Annotated in this window: 23 protein-coding genes and 1 tRNA gene; 17 read left to right on the top strand and 7 right to left on the bottom strand. The window is 71.9% G+C overall.

Going from position 1 to position 23,944, the window contains the following annotated elements:
- Positions 1 to 116 precede the first annotated feature (116 nt).
- Positions 117 to 1,382, bottom strand: coding sequence for an MFS transporter (locus ABME02_RS04830; RefSeq protein ID WP_353814143.1), 1,266 nt, complete (start codon positions 1,380 to 1,382; stop codon positions 117 to 119).
- A gap of 165 nt (positions 1,383 to 1,547) precedes the next feature.
- Here ABME02_RS04830 and ABME02_RS04825 point away from each other — a divergent pair, with 165 nt between their 5' ends.
- The 5 genes from ABME02_RS04825 (at position 1,548) to ndk (ending at position 7,772) form a co-directional block, all read left to right on the top strand.
- Positions 1,548 to 1,898 (top strand): GntR family transcriptional regulator, encoded by a 351-nt coding sequence (locus ABME02_RS04825; RefSeq protein WP_353814142.1) that lies wholly within the window; start codon positions 1,548 to 1,550, stop codon positions 1,896 to 1,898.
- Between the two features lie 276 nt (positions 1,899 to 2,174).
- Positions 2,175 to 5,501 (top strand): isoleucine--tRNA ligase, encoded by a 3,327-nt coding sequence (ileS, locus tag ABME02_RS04820; protein ID WP_353814141.1) that lies wholly within the window; start codon positions 2,175 to 2,177, stop codon positions 5,499 to 5,501.
- A complete protein-coding gene (locus ABME02_RS04815; protein ID WP_353814140.1) occupies positions 5,498 to 6,871 on the top strand; it encodes a bifunctional folylpolyglutamate synthase/dihydrofolate synthase in 1,374 nt (457 codons plus the stop codon). The genes ileS and ABME02_RS04815 overlap by 4 nt, the downstream gene beginning before the upstream one ends.
- Positions 6,868 to 7,353 carry a DUF4233 domain-containing protein gene (locus tag ABME02_RS04810; protein ID WP_353814139.1) on the top strand — a complete coding sequence of 162 codons (486 nt, stop codon included), beginning with the start codon at positions 6,868 to 6,870 and terminating at the stop codon, positions 7,351 to 7,353. The genes ABME02_RS04815 and ABME02_RS04810 overlap by 4 nt, the downstream gene beginning before the upstream one ends.
- Positions 7,350 to 7,772, top strand: a complete 423-nt coding sequence (gene ndk / locus ABME02_RS04805) for a nucleoside-diphosphate kinase (RefSeq protein ID WP_353814138.1) — start codon at positions 7,350 to 7,352, stop codon at positions 7,770 to 7,772. The genes ABME02_RS04810 and ndk overlap by 4 nt, the downstream gene beginning before the upstream one ends.
- 96 nt (positions 7,773 to 7,868) lie before the next feature.
- On the opposite strand, the gene ABME02_RS04800 is transcribed toward ndk, so the two are convergent.
- Positions 7,869 to 8,492: a vitamin K epoxide reductase family protein gene (locus ABME02_RS04800; RefSeq protein WP_353814137.1), complete on the bottom strand. Its 624-nt coding sequence runs from the start codon at positions 8,490 to 8,492 to the stop codon at positions 7,869 to 7,871.
- A 273-nt stretch (positions 8,493 to 8,765) separates the two neighbouring features.
- Between ABME02_RS04800 and ABME02_RS04795 the strand changes: the two genes are divergently transcribed.
- On the top strand, positions 8,766 to 11,543 hold the full coding sequence (locus ABME02_RS04795; RefSeq protein WP_353814136.1) for a ribonuclease E/G: 2,778 nt from the start codon (positions 8,766 to 8,768) through the stop codon (positions 11,541 to 11,543).
- Here the strand turns inward: ABME02_RS04795 and ABME02_RS04790 are convergent.
- The gene (locus tag ABME02_RS04790; protein WP_353814135.1) at positions 11,529 to 11,810 is read right to left on the bottom strand and encodes a DUF4031 domain-containing protein; all 282 of its coding nucleotides are present in this window, start codon (positions 11,808 to 11,810) and stop codon (positions 11,529 to 11,531) included. The two genes, ABME02_RS04795 and ABME02_RS04790, sit on opposite strands and share 15 nt — an antisense overlap.
- A 238-nt stretch (positions 11,811 to 12,048) precedes the next feature.
- On the opposite strand from ABME02_RS04790, the gene rplU reads away from it, so the two are divergent.
- The 10 genes from rplU to ABME02_RS04740 all read left to right on the top strand — a co-directional run bounded on the left by rplU (position 12,049) and on the right by ABME02_RS04740 (position 19,179).
- The gene (rplU, locus tag ABME02_RS04785) at positions 12,049 to 12,357 is read left to right on the top strand and encodes a 50S ribosomal protein L21 (protein WP_166548834.1); all 309 of its coding nucleotides are present in this window, start codon (positions 12,049 to 12,051) and stop codon (positions 12,355 to 12,357) included.
- A 21-nt stretch (positions 12,358 to 12,378) separates the two neighbouring features.
- Positions 12,379 to 12,636: a 50S ribosomal protein L27 gene (rpmA, locus tag ABME02_RS04780; RefSeq protein ID WP_353814134.1), complete on the top strand. Its 258-nt coding sequence runs from the start codon at positions 12,379 to 12,381 to the stop codon at positions 12,634 to 12,636.
- 73 nt (positions 12,637 to 12,709) lie between these two features.
- On the top strand, positions 12,710 to 14,245 hold the full coding sequence (obgE, locus tag ABME02_RS04775; protein ID WP_353814133.1) for a GTPase ObgE: 1,536 nt from the start codon (positions 12,710 to 12,712) through the stop codon (positions 14,243 to 14,245).
- On the top strand, positions 14,242 to 15,027 hold the full coding sequence (proB, locus tag ABME02_RS04770; protein WP_353814132.1) for a glutamate 5-kinase: 786 nt from the start codon (positions 14,242 to 14,244) through the stop codon (positions 15,025 to 15,027). The genes obgE and proB overlap by 4 nt, the downstream gene beginning before the upstream one ends.
- Positions 15,028 to 15,073: 46 nt before the next feature.
- A complete protein-coding gene (locus ABME02_RS04765) occupies positions 15,074 to 16,354 on the top strand; it encodes a glutamate-5-semialdehyde dehydrogenase (RefSeq protein ID WP_353814131.1) in 1,281 nt (426 codons plus the stop codon).
- A 69-nt stretch (positions 16,355 to 16,423) separates the two neighbouring features.
- Positions 16,424 to 16,645: a hypothetical protein gene (locus ABME02_RS04760; protein ID WP_353814130.1), complete on the top strand. Its 222-nt coding sequence runs from the start codon at positions 16,424 to 16,426 to the stop codon at positions 16,643 to 16,645.
- A gap of 16 nt (positions 16,646 to 16,661) precedes the next feature.
- A complete protein-coding gene (gene nadD / locus ABME02_RS04755; protein ID WP_353814129.1) occupies positions 16,662 to 17,261 on the top strand; it encodes a nicotinate-nucleotide adenylyltransferase in 600 nt (199 codons plus the stop codon).
- 569 nt (positions 17,262 to 17,830) lie between these two features.
- Positions 17,831 to 18,553 (top strand): hypothetical protein, encoded by a 723-nt coding sequence (locus ABME02_RS04750; RefSeq protein ID WP_353814128.1) that lies wholly within the window; start codon positions 17,831 to 17,833, stop codon positions 18,551 to 18,553.
- 53 nt (positions 18,554 to 18,606) lie between these two features.
- Positions 18,607 to 19,014: a ribosome silencing factor gene (gene rsfS, locus ABME02_RS04745; RefSeq protein WP_129235833.1), complete on the top strand. Its 408-nt coding sequence runs from the start codon at positions 18,607 to 18,609 to the stop codon at positions 19,012 to 19,014.
- 92 nt (positions 19,015 to 19,106) lie between these two features.
- Positions 19,107 to 19,179: transfer RNA gene (locus ABME02_RS04740), tRNA-Ala, on the top strand.
- Positions 19,180 to 19,279: 100 nt separating this feature from the next.
- Here ABME02_RS04740 and ABME02_RS04735 read toward each other — a convergent pair.
- Positions 19,280 to 19,495: a hypothetical protein gene (locus ABME02_RS04735; RefSeq protein WP_353814127.1), complete on the bottom strand. Its 216-nt coding sequence runs from the start codon at positions 19,493 to 19,495 to the stop codon at positions 19,280 to 19,282.
- Between the two features lie 120 nt (positions 19,496 to 19,615).
- Between ABME02_RS04735 and ABME02_RS04730 the strand changes: the two genes are divergently transcribed.
- Entirely contained in the window at positions 19,616 to 20,122 is a 507-nt protein-coding gene (locus ABME02_RS04730) for a hypothetical protein (protein ID WP_353814126.1), read from the top strand.
- Positions 20,123 to 20,209: 87 nt separating this feature from the next.
- Here the strand turns inward: ABME02_RS04730 and ABME02_RS04725 are convergent, their stop codons facing one another.
- Genes ABME02_RS04725 through pdhA form a run of 3 tightly spaced genes read right to left on the bottom strand, consistent with a single transcriptional unit; the run spans position 20,210 to position 23,915 of the window.
- Positions 20,210 to 21,757, bottom strand: coding sequence for a dihydrolipoamide acetyltransferase family protein (locus ABME02_RS04725; protein ID WP_353814125.1), 1,548 nt, complete (start codon positions 21,755 to 21,757; stop codon positions 20,210 to 20,212).
- The gene (locus ABME02_RS04720; protein ID WP_353814124.1) at positions 21,754 to 22,782 is read right to left on the bottom strand and encodes an alpha-ketoacid dehydrogenase subunit beta; all 1,029 of its coding nucleotides are present in this window, start codon (positions 22,780 to 22,782) and stop codon (positions 21,754 to 21,756) included. The genes ABME02_RS04725 and ABME02_RS04720 overlap by 4 nt, the downstream gene beginning before the upstream one ends.
- A complete protein-coding gene (pdhA, locus tag ABME02_RS04715) occupies positions 22,779 to 23,915 on the bottom strand; it encodes a pyruvate dehydrogenase (acetyl-transferring) E1 component subunit alpha (protein ID WP_353814123.1) in 1,137 nt (378 codons plus the stop codon). The genes ABME02_RS04720 and pdhA overlap by 4 nt, the downstream gene beginning before the upstream one ends.
- Positions 23,916 to 23,944: the final 29 nt, after the last annotated feature.

Raw genomic sequence — 23,944 nt, 5'->3', positions numbered from 1 at the left:
GAGTCGGGGGAATCCGCCGTGACCGGCGGGGATGCGGGTGCGCGAGCGGCCGACGACGAGGGGCGGATGCCCCGGCTCGCGCCGCGGCATCCGCCCCCGGTTCTCGACGGGCCGGCTCAGACCGTCGCCGGCTGGACCTCGCGGCCGTCCTCGGAGATCGGCGCGTGCCGCACCCGGGCGGCCGCCCATGCGGAGACGAGCGTGATCGCGGAGAGCAGCGCCAGCACGATGCCCGGGTGCCACCATACGTATCCGGTCGCCTCGCCGAGGAGCGTCGTGAGCAGGGGGATGAAGCCGCTGACCGCCGCCGCGACCGCGTACGCGACCGAGAGCGCCGAGTAGCGGTAGTGGTCGGCGAAGAGGTCGTTCATGAGGCCGCCGAGCGCGGCCCACGACATCGTCGGCAGGATGCCGCCGACGATCATGGTTCCCACGAGCACCGGGAAGCTCGAGAACTGCAGCAGCCAGTACATGGGGAACGTGATCAGCAGGGTGCCGAGGGCGCCGTACGCCACGACCTTCGCCGAGCCGATGCGGGTCGCCCACCAGCCGAACAGCGGGATGGTCACGAGCTGCAGCAGGCCGCCGATCGTGGTCGCCACGAGCAGGTCCTGGAAGCTGAAGCCGAGGCTCGTCACGCCGTAGTTGATCGTGTACGTGTTCATCAGCGAGTACGAGCCGATGCCGAGCAGGGCCGCACCGAACGCGATCAGGAGCGCGACGGGCTGCGCACGGAACATGGTGGCGAACGGCACGCGGTCGCGACGCTGCTCCGAGACCACGGCCTTGAACACGGGCGTCTCGTCGATGGTCAGGCGCAGGTACAGCGAGACCGCGAGCAGCGGGATCGCGAGGAGGAACGGGATGCGCCAGCCCCACGCCGCGAGTTCCTCGGCCGGGAGCGCGAGCGTCATCACGATGAACACGACCGCGGAGAGGATCGATCCCACGGGGGAGCCCAGCTGCGGCACCGCCGCATAGAAGGCGCGCTTGACCGGGCTCGAGTGCTCGGTCGCGAGGAGGATCGAACCGCCCCACTCGCCGCCGAGCGAGAGGCCCTGCGCCACGCGCAGCAGGACGAGCAGCACGGCGCCGAGCCATCCGGCCTGCGCGTACGTCGGGAGCAGGCCGATGAGGCCGGTCGCGACGCCCATGATGCCGATGGTCCAGAGCAGGGTCGCGCGTCGGCCGAGCCGGTCGCCCATGTGACCGAAGATCGCGGCGCCGAGCGGGCGCACCACGAACGCGACGCCGATCGTGGCGAACGCGGCGAGCGTGCCGCCGAACCGCCCGAGCGGGTCGAAGAACAGCGGGCCGATGAAGTAGGCGCTGAAGTACGCGAACACGTAGAAGTCGAACGACTCGAGCGACGTGCCGATCATGGACGCCCAGGCCACGCGCCGGACCGGCGACGAGGAGGCGGGCAGGGAAGCGGGGGATGGAGCTTCGGAGGTCACGGGGAGCCATCCTGACAGCGAGCGGATGCCCCGACAAGCCGATTGCGACAGATGTGCTAGCGCGAATGTCGCAAGTGATACGGTCGGAACGTGCGCATCGCGATCGACCCCGCAGCTCCCGGCCCGATCTTCGAACGGCTCGCCGACGCCGTGCGCGCCGCGATCGTCGACGGACGCATCGGGTTCGGCGAGCGCCTGCCGCCGGCGCGAGGGCTCGCCTCGCAGCTCGGCGTGAACGTCAACACGGCGCTCCGCGCCTACCGGCTGCTCCGCGACGAGGGCTTCATCGAGCTGCATCCCGGCCGGGGCGCGACGGTCGCGAAGCGCCTCGGCCACCACACGGCGCTCGCCGGCGCCATCCACGACCTCGTCGACGAGGCGCAGCTGAACGGCGTCGACCGCGAGGCGCTGCTCGCGCTCGTCCGCGAGGCCTGGCGCTGAGCCCCGTCGCCGGAGCACCGACCGGGCGCGCGCGGCGCCGGAGCGCGCGGTACCATTGACGGCAGCGACATCGATCCGGCCATCACCGGGGAGTCTTCGGAAGAACGCGGAACGGGCGCCTCGGCATCCGTCTCGTCACTAGAACCGAACGGGTCCAGCCCGTCACAGCTGACGAACGAGAGGTCCCGCATCGCCGGGGCAAGCGGGGTGGTACCGCGGTTGGGCTCGACGAGCCGGCCGTCCTCGTGAACCGGCGAGATCCAGCAGGAGCGAGCGTTGTACCCCAAGGGCCACGACCCCGAGCAGCAGTCCGTCACGCCGTCGCCGTCCTTCCCGGCGATCGAGCAGGAGATGCTCGCGCACTGGAGGGCCGACGGCACGTTCCAGGCCTCGATCGACCAGCGCGAGGGCGCCGAGGAGTGGGTGTTCTACGACGGCCCTCCGTTCGCCAACGGCCTGCCGCACTACGGCCACCTGCTGACCGGCTACGCGAAGGACGTCTTCCCGCGCTTCCAGACCATGCGCGGCAAGCAGGTGCACCGCCGCTTCGGCTGGGACACCCACGGCCTGCCCGCCGAGCTCGAGGCCGAGCGCCAGCTCGGCATCACCGACAAGGTGCAGATCGAGGAGATGGGCATCGCCGCGTTCAACCGCGCCGCGCGCGACGCCGTGCTCCGCTACACCGAGGAGTGGCAGGACTACGTCACCCGCCAGGCGCGCTGGGTCGACTTCGAGAACGACTACAAGACGCTCGACGTGACCTTCATGGAGTCCGTGCTCTGGGCGTTCAAGACGCTGCACGAGAAGGGCCTCGCCTACGAGGGCCACCGCGTGCTGCCGTACTGCTGGCGCGACCAGACGCCGCTGTCGAACCACGAGCTGCGCATGGACGACGACGTCTACAAGCCGCGTCAGGACCAGACCGTCACGGTCACGTTCCCGCTCACCGGCCCGAAGGCCGAGGCGCTCGGCCTCACCGCGGTGCGGGCTCTCGCCTGGACGACCACGCCCTGGACCCTGCCCACGAACTTCGCGCTCGCCGTCGGGCCCGAGATCACCTACGCCGTCGTGCCGGCCGGCCCGAACGGCACGCCCGACGCCACCGTGCTCCGCGAGCACGCCCCGGGCGGCCCCGACGACACCGAGGTGCTGGGCGCCGAGTACCTGCTCGCGCTCGACCTCGTCGGAAACTACGCGAAGGACCTCGGCTACGACTCGGCCGACGAGGCGCGCGCGGCCGTGTCGCGCACCGTGGTCGGCGCCGAGCTCGAGGACGTCACGTACGACCGCCTGTTCGACTACTACGCCGACGCCGAGCGGTTCGGCCTCGAGCGCGCCTGGCGCGTGCTCCTGGCCGACTACGTCACGACCGAGGACGGCACGGGCATCGTCCACCAGGCGCCCGCCTACGGCGAGGAGGACCAGAAGGTCTGCGAGGCGCACGGCATCCCCGTCGTGATCTCGGTCGACGACTCGGGCCGGTTCCTCCCCGAGGTGACGGATGTCGCGGGCCTGCTCTGGTCCGACGCGAACAAGCCGCTCACGCAACTGCTCAAGGCCGAAGGGCGCCTGCTCCGGCAGGCGAGCTACGAGCACTCGTACCCGCACTGCTGGCGCTGCCGGAACCCGCTGATCTACAAGGCGGTGTCCAGCTGGTTCGTGCGCGTCCCCGAGTTCCGCGACCGCATGAGCGAGCTCAACGAGGACATCACCTGGGTTCCCGAGAACGTCAAGTACGGCCAGTTCGGCAAGTGGGTGGGCAACGCCCGCGACTGGTCGATCAGCCGCAACCGCTACTTCGGCTCGCCGATCCCGGTGTGGAAGAGCGACGACCCCGAGTACCCGCGCGTCGACGTGTACGGCTCGCTCGAGGAGCTCGAGCGCGACTTCGGCCGCGTGCCCACGAACCCCGAGGGCGAGCCCGACCTGCACCGCCCGTACATCGACGAGCTCACGCGGCCGAACCCCGACGACCCGACCGGGAAGTCGACGATGCGCCGCATCTCCGACGTGTTCGACGTGTGGTTCGACTCGGGTTCGATGCCCTTCGCGCAGGTGCACTACCCGTTCGAGAACCAGGACTGGTTCGACACGCACAACCCCGCCGACTTCATCGTCGAGTACATCGGTCAGACGCGCGGCTGGTTCTACGTCATGCACGTGCTCGCGACCGCGCTGTTCGACCGGCCGGCGTTCAAGAACGTCGTGAGCCACGGCATCGTGCTCGGCAGCGACGGGCAGAAGATGTCGAAGTCGTTGCGCAACTACCCGGACGTCTCCGAGGTCTTCGAGCGCGACGGCTCCGACGCGATGCGCTGGTTCCTCATGTCGAGCCCGGTGCTGCGCGGCGGCAACCTCGTCGTGACCGAGGAGGGCATCCGCGAGGGCGTGCGCCAGCTCATGCTGCCGCTCTGGAGCACCTGGTACTTCTTCTCGCTGTACGCCAACACGGCGAAGGTTGGCGGCTACGAGGCATCCCGCTCGACGGCGTCGACCGACGTGCTCGACCGGTACCTGCTCGCCAAGCTCCGCGACCTCGTCGAAGCCGTGACCGCCGACTACGAGGACTTCGACACGACGCTCGCGTCGCAGAAGCTCCGCGACTTCGGCGACGTGCTCACCAACTGGTACGTGCGTCGCTCGCGCGACCGGTTCTGGCAGGGCGTGGGCGACGACGGCGCCGGTGCCGAGGCGTTCGACACGCTGTACACCGTGCTCGAGACGCTCTCGCGCCTCGCGGCGCCCATGCTGCCGCTCGTGACCGAGAAGGTCTGGCGCGGCCTCACCGGCGGTCGCAGCGTGCACCTGGCCGACTGGCCGGTCGCCGACGAGTTCCCGGCCGACCCCGAGCTCGTCGCGGCGATGGACGCCGTGCGCGAGGTCACCGGCGCCGTGCTCGCGCTCCGCAAGCAGGCCGGTCGCCGCGTGCGCCTGCCGCTCGCGTCGCTCACGGTCGTGACGACGGATGCCGCGAACCTCGCGCCGTTCGAGGCGATCCTGCGCGACGAGCTGAACGTCAAGCGCGTCGACCTCGTCGAGCTCGACGACTCGAGCGCCGCGGCCTACGGCGTGACCAAGCGGCTCACGGTGAACGCTCGCGCCGCCGGTCCGCGGCTCGGCAAGCAGGTGCAGCAGGCCATCCAGGCGGCGCGCGGCGGCGACTGGTCGGTCGACGGCGACGCGGTCGTGGCCGGGGGCATCGTGCTCGAGCCGGGCGAGTACGACCTCGTGCTCGAGGCGAGCGGCGGTGCCGACGGCGGCGACGCGCTCGGGCTCCTCGCCGACGGCGGCTTCGCGATCCTCGACGTGCGCACGACGCCCGAACTCGAGGCCGAGGGCCTCGCGCGCGACATCGTGCGTGCCGTGCAGGAGTCGCGGAAGGCCGCCGGCCTCGAGGTCGGCGATCGCATCCGCCTCGACCTCACGCTCGACGCCGCCGGCGCGGCGGCCGCCGAGGCGCATCGCGACCTGATCGGGCGTGAGACGCTCGCGCCCGAGGTGCTCGTCACGGTGCGCGAGGTCGACGGCGAGGTCGCCCACAAGCTCGGCGACGGCTCGAAGCTGCTCGTCGCCGTCTCGAAGCTGACGGAGGCCGCCCGATGACCGACGCGATCCCCGAGTCGACCCCCGAGGAGCGCGACGCGGCCGACGTGGTCTACGCCGACCTCCTCGCCCGCGTCGGCGAGTCGGCCCCGCAGCCGCGCCTCGACGCGACCCGGCGCGCCGTCGAGCTCCTCGGCGACCCGCACCGGGCCGCACCCGTCATCCACCTGACCGGCACCAACGGCAAGACGTCGACGAGCCGGATGATCGAGTCGATCCTTCGCGCGCAGGGGCTCCGCACCGGGCTCCTCACGAGCCCGCACCTCGTGCGGTTCACCGAGCGCATCCGCATCGACGGCGAGCCGATCGCCGACGAGGCCGTCGCCCGGATCTGGGACGAGATCGCTCCCGTCGTCGCGATCGTCGACGACGAGCTCCGGTCCCGCGACGACGAGGCGCTGACCTACTTCGAGGCGCTCACCGTGCTCGCGTTCGCGGCGTTCGCCGACGCACCCGTCGACGTCGTCGTGCTCGAGGTCGGCATGGGCGGCGAGTGGGATTCCACGAACGTGGCGGATGGCCAGGTGGCCGTCATCACGCCGATCGCGATCGACCACGAGCAGCGGCTCGGCCGGACGATCGAGGAGATCGCGCGGACCAAGGCCGGGATCATCAAGCCGGGCGCCGAGGTCGTGACGGCGTTCCAGGATCCGGCGGCGCTCACGGTGCTGAGCGAGGTCGCCGAGCGGAACGAGGCGGACCTCGCCGTCGAGGGGGGCGGGTTCGCCGTGCTCGACTCGCGCGTGGCGGTCGGCGGGCAGCTGGTGTCCGTCCGGGGCCTGGCGGGGGAGTACCGCGACCTCGCGCTGCCGCTGCACGGCCGCCACCAGGCCGAGAACGCGGCCGTCGCGATCGCCGCCGTCGAGGCGTTCCTCGGCCGCGCCGTCCGCCTCGCCGACGAGGTGCTCGAGGCCGGCCTCGGCGCCGTGACCTCGCCCGGCCGACTCCAGCTCGTCTCGACGGACCCGACGATCCTGGTCGACGCCGCGCACAACCCGCACGGCGCGACGGCGCTCGTCGCGGCCCTCGGCGAGGTGTTCGACTTCGACGAACTCGTGATCGTGCTCGGCGTGCTCGGCGACAAGGACGCCGCGGGCATCGTGCGCGCGCTCGAGCCGACCGGGGCGCACTTCATCGTCACGCGATCGGAATCCGACCGTGCCCTGCCGCCCGAGGAGCTCGCCGCGGTCGTGGCCGGCGTCGTCGGGCCGGAGCGGGTCGACGTCGCCGAGCGGCTCGACGACGCGCTCGACGAGGCCCGCGACTGGGCGGGCCGCGCCGAGAAGCGCGCCGTCGTCGTGACCGGGTCGATCACGCTCGTGGGCGACGTCCTCGCGATCGCCGACGACCGCGGTTGGAGCGACCGATGACCGCCGCTGCGCCGAGCCCGGGCGACGAGCCGACGGGAGCGGAGGAACCGGTCGACGGTGCCGACACCCGCCTCGCCCGGCCCGCGCGACGTGCGCGATCCGTTCGCGAGAGCCTCGCGTCGATCGTGCTCACGTTCGAGATCGTCGTCGTCTTCCTCGCCGCCCTCGTGATCTGGGGGCTCTCGCGGGAGGACGGCGGCGCATTCGGCCTGCCGACATGGGCGCCGCTCGCCGCGGGCGGCGTCGTGATCCTCGGCCTCCTCATCACCATCCCGCTGCTCCGCTACGAGTGGGCGTACGTGCTGGGCTGGGCCCTGCAGGTGCTGCTGCTCGCCTCGGGGCTCCTCAACCCGGCGATGTTTGTCGTCGGCGCGCTGTTCGGCGGCATGTGGGCGTACTGCATGATCGTCGGCGCGCGCATCGATCGTGCCCGGGCGGCAGAGGCCGCCTCGGTCGCCGACCCTGGAAAGGAATCCGCATGACCACCGCCATCGAAGAGACCCTCGTCCTCGTCAAGCCCGACGGCGTCGCGCGCAACCTCACCGGCGAGATCCTGCGCCGCATCGAGGCGAAGGGCTACTCGCTCGTCGACATCCGCATGCTGCAGGCCGACCGGGACCTGCTCGCGCAGCACTACGCCGAGCACGAGGGCAAGCCCTTCTACGAGCCGCTCATGGAGTTCATGGAGTCGGGCCCGGTCGTCGCGATGCGCGTCGCCGGCAACCGCGTGATCGAGGGCTTCCGCGTGCTCGCGGGGGCCACCGACCCGACGACGGCGCTGCCTGGGACCATCCGCGGCGACTTCGGCCGCGACTGGGGCCTCAGGGTGCAGCAGAACCTCGTGCACGGCTCCGACTCGGTCGAGTCCGCCGAGCGCGAGCTGTCGCTCTGGTTCGCCTGACCTGATCCGCGTCGCTGGGCCGCGGCATCCGTAGAGCGGATGCCCCGGCCCCGCCGTCGTCACGGCGGCCGACTGTTCCGCGTGCGGCCGTCGGCCTCAGAACAGGTTCTGCAGGTCGATGATGACGCGCGGGATGGCGTTCATCTGCGCCTGCGCGAGGACGATCACGATCGCGTAGCACGCCGCCGTGATCACCACGATCCAGCCCATCGCGGATGCCCCGAACCTCCGGAGGCCGGGCGAGTCGCCGAAGACGCCCTCGCGGAGGTTCCGCAGCGTCACGACGAGGAAGGTGGGAATCGTCACCGCCCAGGTGAGCATGCACCAGGGGCACAGCACGTCGAGCGCGTAGATGCTCTGGTAGATCAGCCATCCGACGAAGACGACGGCGCCAGTGACGCCGATGTTCAGCCCGATCCAGAACCAGCGTGCGAACCGCGCGCCGGCGAGGAGGGTCATCGCGATCGTGATGACGACGGGCCACGCCATGAGGCCGATGAAGGGGTTCGGGAAGCCGAACAGGCTGCCCTGCCACGACGCGAGGTTCGTGCTGCAGCCGACGAGGACGCCGACGTTGCAGTTGGGGATGTGGCTCGGATCGGCGAGCGTGAGGACCTTCTCGAGCGAGAGCTCGAAGGCCGCGAGCAGTCCCAGCGCCCCCGCCACGAGGAGGAAGACGGCGAAGCCGATCGGACGGGATGCGCGGGGGGAGTCGGGCATGACCCCGATTCTGGCACGGCGATTCGCCGGGTCGCTGGGAGAGCGTGCGATAATCGATGCAGTCGCCCGGGCCGCGCCCGGTGCGACGCCAACGAGGGCTTCGAGGATGCACCGCATCCCATCCGCGGAGGAACCGCGAGATTTGGCGTCACCGGCACCCGCCGGGCGCAGCAGTTGAAGGATTGGCGGAACAGCGCGAAACGCGCTGGTCCGCTCCGAGGAGTACGGGAACGATGGCGCGGCCGTCGCACCCGGTGTAGGAGTGCACCAGAGATGGTGGAAGACAACGCAACACCGCCGACCGAACCCGGGGGCGATGAGCCCCGCCGACGGGGCGGCATCTTCGGGGGACGGCGAACGGGACGTCGGGCGCAGGTCGTGCCGCGGGTCGCTGCCGATTCGTCCGCCGCCGAGGACGCACCGGCCGAGGGGTCGGCCGAATCGGCGTCGACCGACGAGTCCGCGACCACGTCGGCCGAGGCAGCCGACGCCGACCAGACCGTCGCCGAGACCCCCGCGTCCGACGAGCCCGCGGTCGAGGCTGCTCAGGCCCCCGAGGGCGACGAGGCCGGGGACACCCCGGCCGCACCCGACGCCGTCGAGGCGGATGCCCCAGCCGACGGCGCGACCGACGACGCATCCGCGGCCGAAGGGACCGAGCCGGCCGAGGCCCAAGAGGCCGAGGCCGAGGCCGATTCGCCGATCCCGTCGGTGCTCTCGACGACCTCGCTCATCTTCCACGCGCCGCCCGTGTACGCGCCGCCCGCCGGGTCCGGTCCCGAGCGCGACGACGACCGCGCGGCGGGACGCGAGGCCGCCGATCGCGAGGGCTCGAGCGTGCGCCGCCGCTCACGTCGCCGGAGCGGCGACGAATCGCGCACGAACGACGACGATCCCGCCAACACGGTCGTCAAGGTCCGCAAGCCGCGCGAGCCCGAGCTCATCACCGAGCCCCAGAAGGTCAAGGGGTCGACCCGCCTCGAGGCGAAGAAGCAGCGCCGTCGCGACGGCCGCGATGCCGGCCGGCGCCGTGCGGTCATCACCGAGGCGGAGTTCCTGGCCCGGCGCGAGTCGGTCGATCGCCAGATGGTCGTGCGCCAGAAGGGCGGGCGCATCCAGATCGGCGTGATCGAGGACAACGTGCTCGTCGAGCACTACGTCGCACGCAACCAGGACGCGTCGCTCATCGGCAACGTGTACCTCGGTCGGGTCCAGAACGTGCTGCCCTCGATGGAGGCCGCGTTCGTCGACATCGGCCGCGGCCGGAACGCCGTGCTCTACTCGGGCGAGGTCGACTGGGAGGCTGCCGCCGAGAACGGCGAGAAGAACCAGCCGCGCCGCATCGAGCTCGCGCTGAAGCCCGGCGACCGCGTGCTCGTCCAGGTCACGAAGGACCCGGTCGGCCACAAGGGCGCCCGCCTGACGAGCCAGATCTCGCTGCCCGGCCGCTACCTCGTGTACGTGCCGAACGGCTCGATGAACGGCATCAGCCGCAAGCTGCCCGACACCGAGCGCGCGCGCCTCAAGAAGATCCTGAAGGAGGTGCTCCCGGAGAACCAGGGCGTCATCGTCCGCACGGCCGCGGAGGGCGCCACCGAGGAGCAGCTCACGCGCGACGTGAACCGCCTGATCTCGCAGTGGCAGGACATCTCGGCGACCGTCGAGAAGGTCCAGGCGCCGGCCCTGCTGCACTCCGAGCCCGACCTGCTCATCAAGATCGTCCGCGACGTCTTCAACGAGGACTTCCAGAAGATGATCATCTCGGGCGACGACGCCCGTCGGACCATCGAGAAGTACCTCGGCCAGGTCGCGCCCGACCTGCTCGAGCGCGTCGAGGCCTACGAGGGCGAGCGCGACGCGTTCGACGAGTTCCGCATCACCGAGCAGATCGAGAAGGCCCTCGAGCGCAAGGTGTGGCTGCCCTCGGGCGGCTCGCTCATCATCGACCGCACGGAGGCGATGACCGTCGTCGACGTCAACACGGGCAAGTTCGTCGGCTCCGGCGGCAACCTCGAGGAGACGGTCACCAAGAACAACCTCGAGGCCGCCGAGGAGATCGTCCGGCAGCTCCGCCTCCGGGACATCGGCGGCATCATCGTCGTCGACTTCATCGACATGGTGCTCGAGTCCAACCGCGACCTCGTGCTGCGACGCCTCGTCGAGTGCCTGTCGCGCGACCGGACGAAGCACCAGGTCGCCGAGGTCACCTCGCTCGGCCTCGTGCAGATGACGCGCAAGAAGCTCGGCCTCGGCCTGCTCGAGACCTTCAGCGAGCCGTGCGAGGTCTGCGCGGGCCGCGGCATCATCGTGCACCACGAGCCGGTGGCGAAGCACCGCGCGCCGCAGCAGCAGGTCGAGCGTCGTCGCAATCGCGGCGGCGGCAACGGCGGCGGCGGCCAGCCGCAGCAGCCGACGACCGACAAGGCGCACCAGGGCACGCACGCGATCACCGAGGACGTCAAGAACGCCCTCGCGCAGATCGCGGCATCGACCGTCGCCCACCAGGAGCAGCGTCCGACCGCGAATCCGGAGGCGTCGGCGCCCGCCGAGGAAGCGCCGGAGGGTGCGGCTCAGGCGTCCGGGCCGGAGTCCGAGTCGACGGCTGCAGCGCCAGCCGGCACCGAGCCCGGCCAGCGGAGCGAGCGGCGGCGCGGTCGTCGCCGTTCGTCGCGCGGCTCGGGGTCGCAGCAGTCGTCGGGCGACCGCGCGCCCTCGGGCGACCGCGAGCCGCGCGACGAGCGACGGTCCGAGGCCTCCGGCGACCGACCCGCCGAGGAGTCGCCGGGCCGTGTCGACGAGTCGACATCACGGCCCGCGACGCTGATCGACCTGCCAGAGGCGCCCTCGCGCCGTGACCGTCCGTCCCGGGCGGCCGAGGCGGAGACGCTCCTCGACTCGGTGCTCGACTCGCTGCCCGCGCCGAAGGCGGCCGGGGAGGGACGGTCGCGTTCGCGCAGCCGTCGCGTCTCCACCGCCGCGCTCAGCCCGGCGGGCGCACCGCCGGTCATCACGCGGCCGGACGGCTCGTCGCCGGACTCAGCGTCCGAGTGAGGCGCGCCGCTCGCGCGGCGTGACCCGCAGCCCGCTCGCCGCGAGCCGGCGGACGAGGTCGCGCGGCGGGACGGGTTCCGCTCCCGCCGCGACGAGCTCGTCGTAGCGTTCGGCGGGCACGTCGTAGTGGTCGAGGTCGAAGCCGCGTCGCGGGATGCCCGTGCGATCTGCGAACGCGACGAGTTCCTCGATCGACGTGTCGCTCACCAGGTGCGACCAGACGGTGCCGTGCTTCGGCCAGAGCGGCGGGTCGATCAGCACGGCCATGGGCCGAGTGTACGCCGCGCCCGCGGCATCCGCTCGTGGCTCGGCGACACGCGGTCGGAGCCCGTTTGACCGCCCTGCGGGCATCCGGTAAACTCGACCGTTGGTGCCGCCGCTTATCCCGGCCGGCACGCACAGTTTTCTGGCAGTGACGACCCTCCTTCCCGCTGGGGTCATCCGCGCAGTGACATCCCATCAAATTCGTAGGAGTCGCGAGGCTCCCTGGAGATAGGTACGAGAAGTGGTTTACGCAGTAGTGCGCGCCGGTGGCCGGCAGGAGAAGGTCGAGGTCGGCACCATCGTGACGATGGACCGGATCGCGGCCGACAAGGACGGCAACGTCCAGCTCACGCCCGTCCTCCTCGTGGACGGCGACAAGATCACCTCCGACGCGAAGTCGCTCGCCAAGGTCACGGTCACGGCCGAGGTCCTGAACGACCTGCGCGGTCCGAAGATCGTGATCCAGAAGTTCAAGAACAAGACCGGCTACAAGAAGCGCCAGGGCCACCGTCAGGAGCTCACGCGCGTCAAGATCACCGGCATCAAGTAACGGCCAGAGGAGACAGGGACAATGGCACACAAGAAGGGTGCGAGCTCCACTCGCAACGGTCGTGACTCGAACGCCAAGCGCCTCGGCGTGAAGCGCTTCGGCGGCCAGGTCGTCTCGGCCGGCGAGATCCTCGTCCGCCAGCGCGGCACGCACTTCCACCCCGGTTCGGGTGTGGGTCGTGGCGGAGACGACACGCTGTTCGCCCTCGAGGCGGGCGCTGTCGAGTTCGGCAACAAGGGCGGCCGCAAGGTCGTGAACATCGTCTCGGTCGACGCGTAAGCAGCGACCGGTTTTCGTGAGGGCGGGCTTCGGCTCGCCCTCACGTGTTTCCAGAAGGAGTAGTGATGCGGCGATGGTGAGCTTCGTCGACCAGGTGCGCCTGTTCCTGCGCGCCGGCCACGGCGGCAACGGCTGCGTGTCGGTGCGCCGTGAGAAGTTCAAGCCGCTCGCCGGCCCCGACGGCGGGAACGGCGGCGACGGCGGCGACATCGTCCTCGTGGCCGACCCGCAGGTCACGACCCTCCTCGCCTACCACGGCCGCCCGCACCGCTCGTCCGAGAACGGCCAGCCCGGAGCGGGCGACAACCGCTCGGGCGCCGCGGGCGAGCTCCTGGAGCTGCCCGTGCCCGTCGGCACGGTCGTCAAGGACGACGCCGGCACCGAGCTCGTCGACCTGACCGAGGCCGGCATGCGGTTCGTCGTCGCGCCCGGCGGCCAGGGTGGACTCGGCAACGCGGCGCTCGCCTCCCCGAAGCGGAAGGCCCCCGGCTTCGCGCTGCTCGGCACGCCCGGCTACGAGGGCGAGGTCACGCTCGAGCTGAAGACCATCGCTGATGTCGCGCTCGTCGGCTTCCCGTCGGCCGGCAAGTCGAGCCTCATCGCCGCGCTGTCCGCGGCGCGGCCCAAGATCGCCGACTACCCGTTCACCACGCTGCACCCGAACCTCGGCGTCGTGCAGGCCGGCGACCACAGGTTCACCGTCGCCGACGTCCCCGGGCTCATCGAGGGCGCGAGCGAGGGCAAGGGCCTCGGGCTCGAGTTCCTCCGCCACGTCGAGCGCTGCTCGGCGCTGCTCCACGTGCTCGACTGCGCCACGCTCGAGCCGGGCCGCGACCCCATCACCGACCTCGAGGTGATCCTCCGCGAACTCGAGGCGTACGAGGTGCCCGAAGGGCAGGTGCCGCTCCTCGAACGTCCGCAGCTCGTCGCGCTCAACAAGATCGACGTCCCGGAGGCCCGCGAACTCGCGGACTTCGTCCGCCCGGAGCTCGAGTCGCGCGGCTACCGCGTGTTCGAGATCTCCACGGTGAGCCACGAGGGCCTCCGCCAGCTCGGCTTCGCGCTCGGCGAGGAGGTCGACCGTGCCCGAGCCCAGGCGGCGCAGGAGCCCGAGGCGCCCCGCATCGTGCTCCGGCCCAGGGCGGTCCGCGAGCCCGAGTTCGTGGTCAAGCCCGAGGGCGGCAGCTACGGCACGATCTACCGCGTGCTCGGCACCAAGCCCGAGCGCTGGGTCGCGCAGACCGACTTCCAGAACGACGAGGCCGTCGGCTACCTCGCCGACCGGCTCGCCCGCCTCGGCGTCGAGGACGAACTCGTCCGCGCCGGTGCGGTGGCCGGCTCGACCGTGGTCATCGGACCGGGTGCCGGCGTCGTCTTCGACTGGGAGCCGACGCTCACCTCGACGGCCGAGCTGATGTCGTCCCCCCGCGGCACCGACGACCGACTCGACGAGCGCCGCCGCGCCACTCGCGCGGAACGACGCAGCGGCTACCACGAGCGCATGGACGCGAAGGCCGAGGCCCGCGCCGAACTCGAGCGCGAGCGGGAGGCCGGCATCTGGGCCGGCGACCAGGACGCCGCCGGCACCGACGACGAGGGGCGGGGATGACCGGTCTGACCCGCGACGGGATCGCCTCCGCACGGCGCATCGTCGTGAAGGTCGGATCCTCCTCGATCTCCGGGGAGAACGTCGGCCAGATCGCCCCGCTCGTCGACGCCCTCGCGGGCGCGCACGCGCGCGGCGCCGAGGTCGTGCTCGTCTCCTCGGGTGCGATCGCGACCGGGATGCCGTACCTGGCGCTGGACGCTCGACCCGATGACCTCGCGACCCAGCAGGCCGCGGCATCCGTCGGCCAGAACATCCTCATCTACCGGTACCAGGAGTCGCTGCGGCGCTACCGGATCGTCGCCGGCCAGGTCCTGCTCACAGCGGGCGACCTCGAGAACTCGACCCACCGGCTGAACGCCCAGCGCGCCATGGAACGTCTGCTCGGCCTGCGGATCCTGCCCATCGTGAACGAGAACGACACGGTCGCGACGCACGAGATCCGGTTCGGCGACAACGACCGGCTCGCCGCGATGGTCGCCGAGCTCACGGGTGCCGACCTGCTCGTCCTGCTCTCCGACGTCGACGCGCTCTACACGCGGCCGCCGCACCTGCCGGGTGCCGAGCGCATCACGCACGTGCCCTTCGGCGACGAGCTCGCGGGCATCGAGATCGGCTCCATCGGCCGCGCCGGCGTCGGCACCGGCGGTGCGGAGACCAAGGTCTCGGCCGCACGGATCGCCGCGGCATCCGGCACCGGCGTGCTCGTGACGGCGACCTCGCTCGTCGACGAGGCGCTCGCGGGGGAGCCCGTGGGCACCTGGTTCGAGCCCGCGACGGACTGACGTCACACGCGGCATCCGGCCCTCGGCGCGGAACTAGGCTGGACGCATGACCGACGTCCGCACCGCCCCCGCAGACCTCGCCGAGGTGCTCGACGCGCGCCTCGCCGCCGCCAAGGAGGCGTCGCGGCGCCTCGCCCGCGCGACCACCGCCGAGAAGGATGCCGCGCTCGCGGCGATCGCGGAGCGGCTCCGAGCGCGGGTCGACGACATCGTCGCGGCGAACCGCGAGGACCTCGAACGGGGCCGGGAGTCGGGCCTCGGCACCGGCCTCCTGGACCGCCTCACGCTCGACGAAGCACGCATCGGCGCCATCGCCGACGCCGTGCTCGACGTGGTCCGGCTCGGAGACCCGGTGGGCGAGACCGTGAGCGGCCGCACGCTCCCGAACGGGGTGCGCATCGAGCAGGTGCGCGTGCCGCTCGGCGTCGTCGGGGCCATCTACGAGGCCCGGCCGAACGTCACCGTCGACATCGCGGCGCTCGCGCTGAAGAGCGGCAACGCGGTCGCCCTCCGCGGCGGCTCCGCCGCGGAGCGCACCAACGCCGTGCTCGTCGATGTGCTCCGCGAGGCGATCGCGGGCACCGGTCTCCCGGGCGACGTCGTCCAGACCGTCGACGACTACGGCCGCGAGGGAGCACGTCACCTCATGCGTGCGCGCGACCACGTCGACGTCCTCATCCCACGGGGGAGCGCGGCGCTGATCCGTGCCGTCGTCGACGAGGCGACCGTGCCGGTCATCGAGACCGGAGCGGGCGTCGTCCACATGTTCCTCGACGCGAGTGCGCGCGAGGACTGGGCGGTCGACCTCGTGCACAACGCCAAGGTGCAGCGACCCAGCGTCTGCAACGCGCTCGAGACGCTGCTCGTGCACGCCGACGCCGCCGACCGGCTTCTGCCGCCCGTGCTCGCCCGGCTCGAGGCATCCGGGGTCACGGTGCACGGCGACGATCGCGTCCGGGCGCTGCACCCCGGCGCGCTGCCGACGACGGAGGAGGACTGGGCCACCGAGCACATGAGCCTCGACCTCAACGTGGGCGTGGTCGACTCGCTCGACGACGCGCTCGCGCACATCCGGCGCTACTCGACGAAGCACACCGAGTCGATCGTCACGAACGACCTCGGCAACGCCGAGCGCTTCCTCGACGAGGTGGACGCCGCGGCGGTCATGGTGAACGCGTCGACGCGCTTCACCGACGGTGCGGAGTTCGGCTTCGGCGCGGAGGTGGGCATCTCGACGCAGAAGCTGCACGCGCGCGGTCCGATGGGCCTGCCGGAGCTGACCAGCACGAAGTGGATCGTGCGCGGTTCCGGCCACGTGCGCGGCTGAGCCGCGGGCGGCCCGCGCGCACCGATAGACTGTCCCGAGCGTCACCCGAAACACCTGGAGGAACGGCTGATGAGCTTGGCGACCGCACTGCAGACGATCACGGTCCTGACCGAGACCGAGTTCGCGAGGGAACTCCCGTTCGACCCGATCTGGTACGGCGTGATCGTCTTCGGGATCTTCGCGGCGCTCGGCGTCGTCGTCTACTCGTACCGCGACGTGGCGAACCGCCACCGCAGCAAGGCCGAGGCGTACGCCGCCCGCCACGCGGGAGGCGAGCACGGCGGTCACTGACCCCGTCGATCCGGCCATGAGCTCGGCAGCGCGGCGCCCGCGCCTCGGCGTGATGGGCGGAACCTTCGACCCCATCCACCACGGGCACCTCGTGGCGGCGAGCGAGGTCGCGCAGGAGTTCGACCTCGACGAGGTGGTGTTCGTCCCGACGGGGCGGCCCTACTACAAGGAGGTCGTGACCCCGGCGGAGCACCGTTACCTCATGACGGTGATCGCGACCGCCTCCAATCCGAGGTTCACGGTCAGCCGGGTCGACATCGACCGGGAGAAGCCGACCTACACGATCGACACGCTGCGCGACATCCGCCGGCAGCGGCCCGACGCCGACCTGTTCTTCATCTCGGGCTCCGATGCGATCGCGCAGATCCTCTCCTGGAAGGACGTCGAGGAGCTCTGGAGCCTCGCGCATTTCGTGGCTGTGAGTCGACCGGGACATGTACTGTCCGTTTCGGGACTGCCCGAGCAGGACGTAAGCTTGCTGGAAGTCCCGGCGTTGGCGATCTCGTCGACCGATTGCCGGGACCGAGTGCACCGGGGATCACCGGTGTGGTACCTGGTGCCTGATGGGGTCGTCCAGTACATCTCCAAGCACCACCTCTACCGGAGAGTCGAATGACGTCGTCGCAGGAACCGCCGCTCACGCGCCGTGAGATGCGCGAGCGCGAGCGCATGCTGGAACAGCAGCGCGCCGCGTCGTCGGCGCCGGACGCCGCCGCACCTGCACCCGCGCAGCAGTCGCCGCCGCGTCCCCAGCAGTATCCGCAGCAGCAGGCTCAGCCCGCGTACCCGCAGGGGCAGGACCCGCGGTCGGCGCAACCCGCCCGGCCGGCGGCAGGCGGGCCGTCCGGCATGCCTCCGGAGCGCCGGGCCGACCCCCGTCAGGCGGATCCGCTTCAGGCCCCGCCGGCGCAGCGCCCGCCGCAGGGCTGGAACGACCCGCGCAGGCAGCAGGGACCGCCTGCGCCCGGCGCGCCGACCCAGGCGCCGCAGCGGGCGGCGCAACCACCGCGTTCCGCGACGACGTCGGGACCGATGCCCGTGCCCGTCGACGACCGGCGGTATCCCGGTCAGAGGCAGGCCACGCCCGGCGCCGCTCCGCCGCGACCCCCACAGGGGCCGCCGCGAAGCGCGCCCGCACCGCAGACCACGCCCGAGCGCACGCTCACGCGTCGGGAGCTCCGTGCGATGCTCGAATCGCACTCGGGCGACGGCTTCGACGACGTCGACGACCTCGAGCCCGAGGCCGCGCCGCCGCATCCGACGCCCGCGGGCGTCGGTCCGCAACGCCGACCGAACGCGCCGGTCGCCGGGCGCCCGCACGACGAGGGGCAGCCGTCGCGGCACCCCCACCAGTCCGCGCCGACGCGGGCGGCAGCACCGCACACGACGGTCGACGCCGGCCTGGACGAGCCCGTCGTGGCACCGAAGCCGGTCGGGCACTGGACCTCGCAGCTGAACCTTCCCGACGACCACTCGGAGCCGTACGACCAGCTCCTGTCCCGGGGCGGCTCGGCGCGCGGCGTCCCGACGACGACGAACGCGCTCATCCTGCCGTCGCTGCCCGACCAGGGTCCGCTCGGTCAGCAGCTCGCCCCGAGCGGCGAGATCATCGTGACGGGATCGATCGACCTGCCGCGAAGCTACGGCGCGACCGGGGTGCATCCGAGCCAGGTCGACTCGAGCGACGTGGATCGCCTGTTCGACTCGGTGGAGGACGTCGCCGGCCCCGGCGTCGCGCCGGTCTCGGCGACACGGGCGATCAGCACGCAGCAGCCGAGCAAGGCGATGATGGCGCCTCCGAGCAAGGAGGGCATGAACGTGCCCCTCGTGCTCGCGGTCACCGCGGGCGTGCTCGCACTCGGAGTGGTGGCGACGCTCGTCGTCGGCGCGATGGCAGGGCTCTTCTGATCGAGGACATGATGGGGGGCGGGCCGCATGCCGGCTTCCGGGAAGTCGAGGACATGACCGCAACCGACCACGCACACCGCCTGCTCGCCATCGCCGCGCGCGCAGCGGACGCGAAGGGCGGTGAGGATCTCGTCGCGCTCGACGTGTCCGAGCCGTTGCCGTTCGCGGACGTCTTCCTGCTCGTCACCGGCACCGCCGAGCGCAACGTCGTCGCGATCGCCGATGCGGTCGTCGAAGCGCTCCGCGAAGAGGGCCAGGACATCTCGCGCCGCGAGGGACGCGACGGGGGGCGCTGGGCCCTGCTCGACTTCGGCGACCTCGTCGTTCACGTCTTCCACCGCGAGGAGCGCATGTACTACGGGCTGGAGCGTCTCTGGCGTGACTGCCCGGCCATTCCGGTGGGACCACTGCTCGAGCGTGACGGGTCGTCGACCGGCCCGGGGACGTCGTCGCAGGGCTGAGCCCGGCTCGATTTCGCATCCTCCCGAGGGCTGGTGTAATCTGAATCCGTTGCCCCGAAGGGGGCGGCACACCGACCGAGTCGGTGTAGAACGGGTCTGTGGCGCAGCTGGTAGCGCACCTGCATGGCATGCAGGGGGTCAGGGGTTCGAGTCCCCTCAGATCCACCGAAGAAGCCCCCGAGCGAATCGCTCGGGGGCTTCGTCGTTCACTGGTTCGCTCGTGGCAGGGGACGCGCCGCGGCCATCGCCCGCGATCGCGAACCGGTCAGGCGGCGTGCGTGGCGCGGGAGCGACGCGCGCGGATGATCGACTCGGGCGCGGCCGTGAGCCGCCCCGGACGCCCCTCTTCGGTCACGTACTGCACGCGGATGCCGCGCCCGACCCGCGCGACCCTGGTGATCTCGTACGAGGCGCCGGTCGCGCTGACGAGGACGTCGCCCACGGCGAGCTCCCTGGCCTGCATCAATTCGACGATTCCCATGTCGAGAGGTTCTCATGACCCACCGACATCGGGGCCGTCGCGATCCGGCGCGCTTGCTTGACCGCTACACCGGCCCGGCCCACAATTGGGGGACATGCCAACACTGGGGGATTGCGCGACATGAGCGACACGACCACCCGTCCCGTGGACCACTCGGGCGGCGACGGCGCCTACGGCGACACCGTCGTCTTCCAGACCGAGCCGGAGCCCACCGACACGCAGGCCGACGCGACGGCCAAGCGCGCATCGTGGAGCCGGGACCTCCGCTTCATGCTCGTCGTGCTCGTCGCGATCGCGGCGCTCTTCCTGGCGTTCGCGCTCGTCGTCGCGTTCAGCCCTGACGCCTCCGGCATCGCTGCGCTCGCGATCGTCGCGGCACCGGTCGCGACCATGGTCGCCGCGTACTACGGCATCTCGCTGGCGCTGCGGCAGGTGGCCGACGCGCGGCGTTCTGCGGATGCGGCCGAGGCCCGTGCACGTGCCGCGGAGACGAGCGCGCGGGAGTCCGACGCGTGGGCCGCGCAGATGGAGTCCGGCCTGCGCGTCGCGGTCGCGAAGCTCGAGGCGGCCCGCATCGAGACCCGCGACGTCCAGCGCGCCGCCGGCACGCCCGACGACTTCTTCTAGACCGGCTGGAGCCCGGAAACGGCGAAGGCGCATCCCTCCGGATGCGCCTTCGCCTCGTCTCGGGTGTCGCTCGCGGGCCCGGGTCGATCAGAGGTCGGCGAGCAGCGAGATCGGACGCTCGATGCAGCCGGCGATGAACGTGAGGAACGCGGCCGCCTCGGCGCCGTCGCACACGCGGTGGTCGAACGAGATCGTGAGCTCGGTGACCGTTCGCACGACGATCGCGCCGTCGACCACCCACGGTCGCTCCACGAGCCGTCCGATGCCGAGCATCGCGGCCTCGGGGTGGTTGATGATCGCCGCGGAGCCGTCGACGCCGAGCGTGCCGTAGTTGTTCAGCGTGAAGGTGCCGCCCGTGAGCGCATCGTGCGGGAAGGCGCCCGTCGACGCCTGGTCGGTTCGAGCCTGGATCGCGTCGCGCAGGTCGCGGAGCGACATCCGCTCGACGCCGTGCACGACGGGCACGAGGAGGCCCCGCGGGGTCTGCGCGGCGAGCCCCAAGTTGATCCCGGAGTGCAGCACGAGCTCGTTGCGGTCGGCGTCGAAGCTCGCGTTCAGCGACGGATGCCGCCGGAGCCCGGCGATCGCGAACCGGGCGACGAGCGCCGTGATGCCGAACTTCTCGCCCGTCGCGGCGTTCAGCTGGCGGCGCGCGGCGAGGAGCTCGGTCGCGTCGACGTCCATCCAGACCGTCGCCTCGGGGATCTCCCGTCGCGAGCGCGTGAAGTGCGCCGCGGCGGCCCGCTGCATGCGGTCGAGGGGGACACGCTGCTCGCCCGCGCGCGGCGCGGCTGGCGCGGTCGGAGCGCTCGGCGCGACGGGCATCGCGGGCGGGGTGCCGCGGCCGGCGCGCGCGTCGTCGAGCTCGGCGATGAACGCCTCGACGTCGGCGCGCACCACGAGGCCGTCCGGGCCGCTGCCGAGCAGCTCGCTCGCGTCGAACCCGTGCTCGCGGGCGAGTCGGCGCACGATCGGCGAGATGACGGGGGAGTGGCGGCCGTGCTCGAGCGTGTGCGCGGCGTGCGCCTCGGCGAGGGTCGCCTCGTCGACCTCGTGCGAGGAGTCGGGCCCCGAGGCGACGGCCGAGTCGGCGGTGCCGGCGACGGGCTCGGAGGGTGCCTCCGGGCCGGTCGTCGCAGCAGGCGTCGGATCGGCGTCGCGACGTCGGCCGAACCGCGACGGCGCGGACGCCGATCGGGCGGTGGCCGCGCTCGCGCGCGTGCCGTAGCCGATGAGCACGGCCCCCGACTCCTCCGAGGCCGCCTCGGTCGGCACGGCGATACCGGGTTCGGCTGCGATCGGCCCCGAGTCCGCGGACGTGGCGTCGGCGGTCGTGGGCTCGGCCGCGGTGGACGGCTCCGCGGCATCCGTCGCCTCGGACCGGACGTCGGCGCCCACGGGTGCCAGCCGCATCAGCACCTCGCCGGCGTGCAGCACCTGGCCGACCTCGCCGCCGAGCGACTCGACGACGCCGGCGAACGGCGTGGGCAACTGCACGACCGACTTCGCGGACTCGAGCTCGACGACGGGCTGGTCGACGGCGACCTCGTCGCCGGGGGCGACGAGCCAGGCGACGACCTCGGCCTCGGTGAGCCCTTCGCCGAGGTCGGGCAGGATGAACTCGCGCGCGCTCATGCGAGGTCCCATTCCCAGGAGGCGAGCGCTTCGAGCACGCGGTCGGGCGTGGGCAGGTAGTGCTCCTCGAGCTTCGGCGACGGGTAGGGGATGTCGTAGCCGGTGATGCGGAGGATCGGGGCGGCGAGGTGGAAGAAGTTCCGCTCGGTCAGTCGCGCGGCGACCTCGGCGCCGTAGCCGCCGAACTGCGCGGCCTCGTGGATGACGGCCGCGCGCGAGGTCTTGCGCAGCGACGCGCCCACCGTCTCGTCGTCGAACGGCGAGAGGCTCCGGAGGTCGACCACCTCGATCGAGAGGCCCTCCGCCTCGGCGGCGGCCGCGGCATCCAGTGCCGTGCGCACTGTCGGGCCGTAGCCGATGAGGGTCACGTCGGTGCCCTCGCGGACCACCTCGGCGCGGTTCATCGGCGCGGTGCGCACCGGCAGCGCCAGCTCGGCCTTCGACCAGTAGCGGCTCTTCGGCTCCATGAAGACGACCGGGTCGTCGCTGTCGATGGCCTCGCGGAGCATCGAGTACGCGTCGGCCGGGTTCGAGGGCATGACGACGGTGAGGCCCGGCGTCGCCGCCCAGTAGGCCTCTGACGAGTCCGAGTGGTGCTCGACGCCGCCGATCGCGCCGGCGCAGGGGATGCGGATCACCATCGGAAGGCTCACGTGACCCTTGGTGCGGTTCCGCATCTTCGCGACGTGCGAGACGATCTGCTCGAAGGCCGGGTAGCTGAACGCGTCGAACTGCATCTCGACCACCGGGCGCAGTCCGTACATCGCCATGCCGACCGCGGTGCCGACGATGCCCGCCTCGGCGAGCGGCGAGTCCCACACGCGATCCTCGCCGAACGCGGCCTGCAGGCCGTCGGTCACGCGGAAGACGCCGCCGAGCGGTCCGACATCCTCGCCGTAGACGACGACGCGGTCGTCGTCGGCCATCGCGTCGCGGAGGGCGGCGTTCAACGCGCCCGCCATCGTCAGGGGGCGAGGGGCGGATGCCGCGGCATCCGTCGCGGGTTCGGTGACGGGCGTGCTCATCGGGCGGCCACCTCCTCGCGTGCGTGCCCGGCGTGGGCGGCGAGGTCGGCCTCGAGCGCGGCGCGCTGCTCGGCGAGCGCCGTGCGCGGCGTCGCGTAGACGTGGTCGAAGAGTTCGAGCGGGTCGAGCTCGGGGGACTCGCTCATCGCGTCGCGCGTGCGGCCGGCGAGCGCTTCACCGGCCTCGGTGATCTCGGCGCGGATCTCGTCGGTCAGCGCCCCCTCGGACACGAGGTACTTCTCGAGCCGCTCGATCGGGTCGCGGCGCTTCCAGTGCTCGACGTCGCGGGCCGCGCGGTAGCGGGTGGGGTCGTCGGAGTTCGTGTGCGACTCGATGCGGTAGGTGAGCCCCTCGATGAGGGTGGGGCCGCCGCCGGAGCGTGCGCGGTCGACCGCGGCGGTCGCGACGGCGAACATCGCCGCGACGTCGTTGCCGTCGACGTGGTAGCCGGGCATCCCGTAGCCGACGGCCTTGTCGGCGAGGGTCGTGGCGTGCGTCTGGCGGGCGATCGGCGTGCTGATGGCGAACTGGTTGTTCTGGACGAGGAAGACCGTCGGCGTCTGCCACACCGCGGCGAAGTTGAACGCCTCGTGCGCGTCGCCCTCGCTCGTGGCGCCGTCGCCGAGGTAGGTGAGGGTGACGATCGGGTCGTTGCGGAGCCGGGCGGCGTGCGCGAGGCCCACGGCGTGCAGCGCCTGCGTCGCAAGCGGCGTCGCCATCGCGGCGGTGCGGTGCGCGTGCTGGTCCCACCCGTTGTGCCAGTCGCCGCGGAAGGACTGGAGGATCTCGCCGGGCTCGAGGCCGCGGGTGAGCAGCGCGATGCTGTCGCGGTAGGTGGGGAACAGCCAGTCGTCGGCCGTGATCGCCGACACGACGCCGATCTCGCACGCCTCCTGGCCGTAGGCAGAAGGATACGTCGCGAGGCGACCCTGCTTGGTGAGCGCAGTCACCTGCACGTCGAAGCGGCGCGCGATCACCATGCGGCGGTAGAGGTCGAGAAGGCGTTCGACGGGCGGCAGTTCGAACCCGCCGGTCTCGCGGCCGCGCAGCGCATGGCCCGCATTGTCGAGGAGCCGGATCGGCTTCTCGGAGGGGAGGACGCGTGGCTCGTGATGCTCGACGTTGAGGCTCATGTGGCCATGGTGCGACAGTCTGCACGCCC

It is taken from the genome of Agromyces zhanjiangensis (assembly GCF_040496055.1).
Classification (GTDB): domain Bacteria; phylum Actinomycetota; class Actinomycetes; order Actinomycetales; family Microbacteriaceae; genus Agromyces; species Agromyces zhanjiangensis.
The sequence above is the reverse complement of the archived record's forward strand: the minus strand, read 5'-3'. Positions and strand labels throughout refer to the sequence as shown.

Bases quoted from the DNA above. Each gene is read 5' to 3' on its own strand.
- ABME02_RS04790 (WP_353814135.1), bottom strand. From the start codon at position 11,810: ATGGCCGTGCTGATCGACCCGCCGCTCTGGCCGAAGCACGGCACCGTC.
- rsfS (WP_129235833.1), top strand. From the start codon at position 18,607: ATGACCGCAACCGACCACGCACACCGCCTGCTCGCCATCGCCGCGCGC.
- ABME02_RS04800 (WP_353814137.1), bottom strand. From the start codon at position 8,492: ATGCCCGACTCCCCCCGCGCATCCCGTCCGATCGGCTTCGCCGTCTTC.
- nadD (WP_353814129.1), top strand. From the start codon at position 16,662: ATGAGCTCGGCAGCGCGGCGCCCGCGCCTCGGCGTGATGGGCGGAACC.
- pdhA (WP_353814123.1), bottom strand. From the start codon at position 23,915: ATGAGCCTCAACGTCGAGCATCACGAGCCACGCGTCCTCCCCTCCGAG.
- rpmA (WP_353814134.1), top strand. From the start codon at position 12,379: ATGGCACACAAGAAGGGTGCGAGCTCCACTCGCAACGGTCGTGACTCG.
- ABME02_RS04730 (WP_353814126.1), top strand. From the start codon at position 19,616: ATGAGCGACACGACCACCCGTCCCGTGGACCACTCGGGCGGCGACGGC.
- ABME02_RS04725 (WP_353814125.1), bottom strand. From the start codon at position 21,757: ATGAGCGCGCGCGAGTTCATCCTGCCCGACCTCGGCGAAGGGCTCACC.
- obgE (WP_353814133.1), top strand. From the start codon at position 12,710: ATGGTGAGCTTCGTCGACCAGGTGCGCCTGTTCCTGCGCGCCGGCCAC.
- ABME02_RS04735 (WP_353814127.1), bottom strand. From the start codon at position 19,495: ATGGGAATCGTCGAATTGATGCAGGCCAGGGAGCTCGCCGTGGGCGAC.
- ABME02_RS04810 (WP_353814139.1), top strand. From the start codon at position 6,868: ATGACCGCCGCTGCGCCGAGCCCGGGCGACGAGCCGACGGGAGCGGAG.
- ABME02_RS04815 (WP_353814140.1), top strand. From the start codon at position 5,498: ATGACCGACGCGATCCCCGAGTCGACCCCCGAGGAGCGCGACGCGGCC.
- ABME02_RS04760 (WP_353814130.1), top strand. From the start codon at position 16,424: ATGAGCTTGGCGACCGCACTGCAGACGATCACGGTCCTGACCGAGACC.
- ABME02_RS04750 (WP_353814128.1), top strand. From the start codon at position 17,831: ATGCTCGAATCGCACTCGGGCGACGGCTTCGACGACGTCGACGACCTC.
- proB (WP_353814132.1), top strand. From the start codon at position 14,242: ATGACCGGTCTGACCCGCGACGGGATCGCCTCCGCACGGCGCATCGTC.
- ABME02_RS04795 (WP_353814136.1), top strand. From the start codon at position 8,766: ATGGTGGAAGACAACGCAACACCGCCGACCGAACCCGGGGGCGATGAG.
- ABME02_RS04765 (WP_353814131.1), top strand. From the start codon at position 15,074: ATGACCGACGTCCGCACCGCCCCCGCAGACCTCGCCGAGGTGCTCGAC.
- ndk (WP_353814138.1), top strand. From the start codon at position 7,350: ATGACCACCGCCATCGAAGAGACCCTCGTCCTCGTCAAGCCCGACGGC.
- ABME02_RS04830 (WP_353814143.1), bottom strand. From the start codon at position 1,382: ATGATCGGCACGTCGCTCGAGTCGTTCGACTTCTACGTGTTCGCGTAC.
- ABME02_RS04720 (WP_353814124.1), bottom strand. From the start codon at position 22,782: ATGAGCACGCCCGTCACCGAACCCGCGACGGATGCCGCGGCATCCGCC.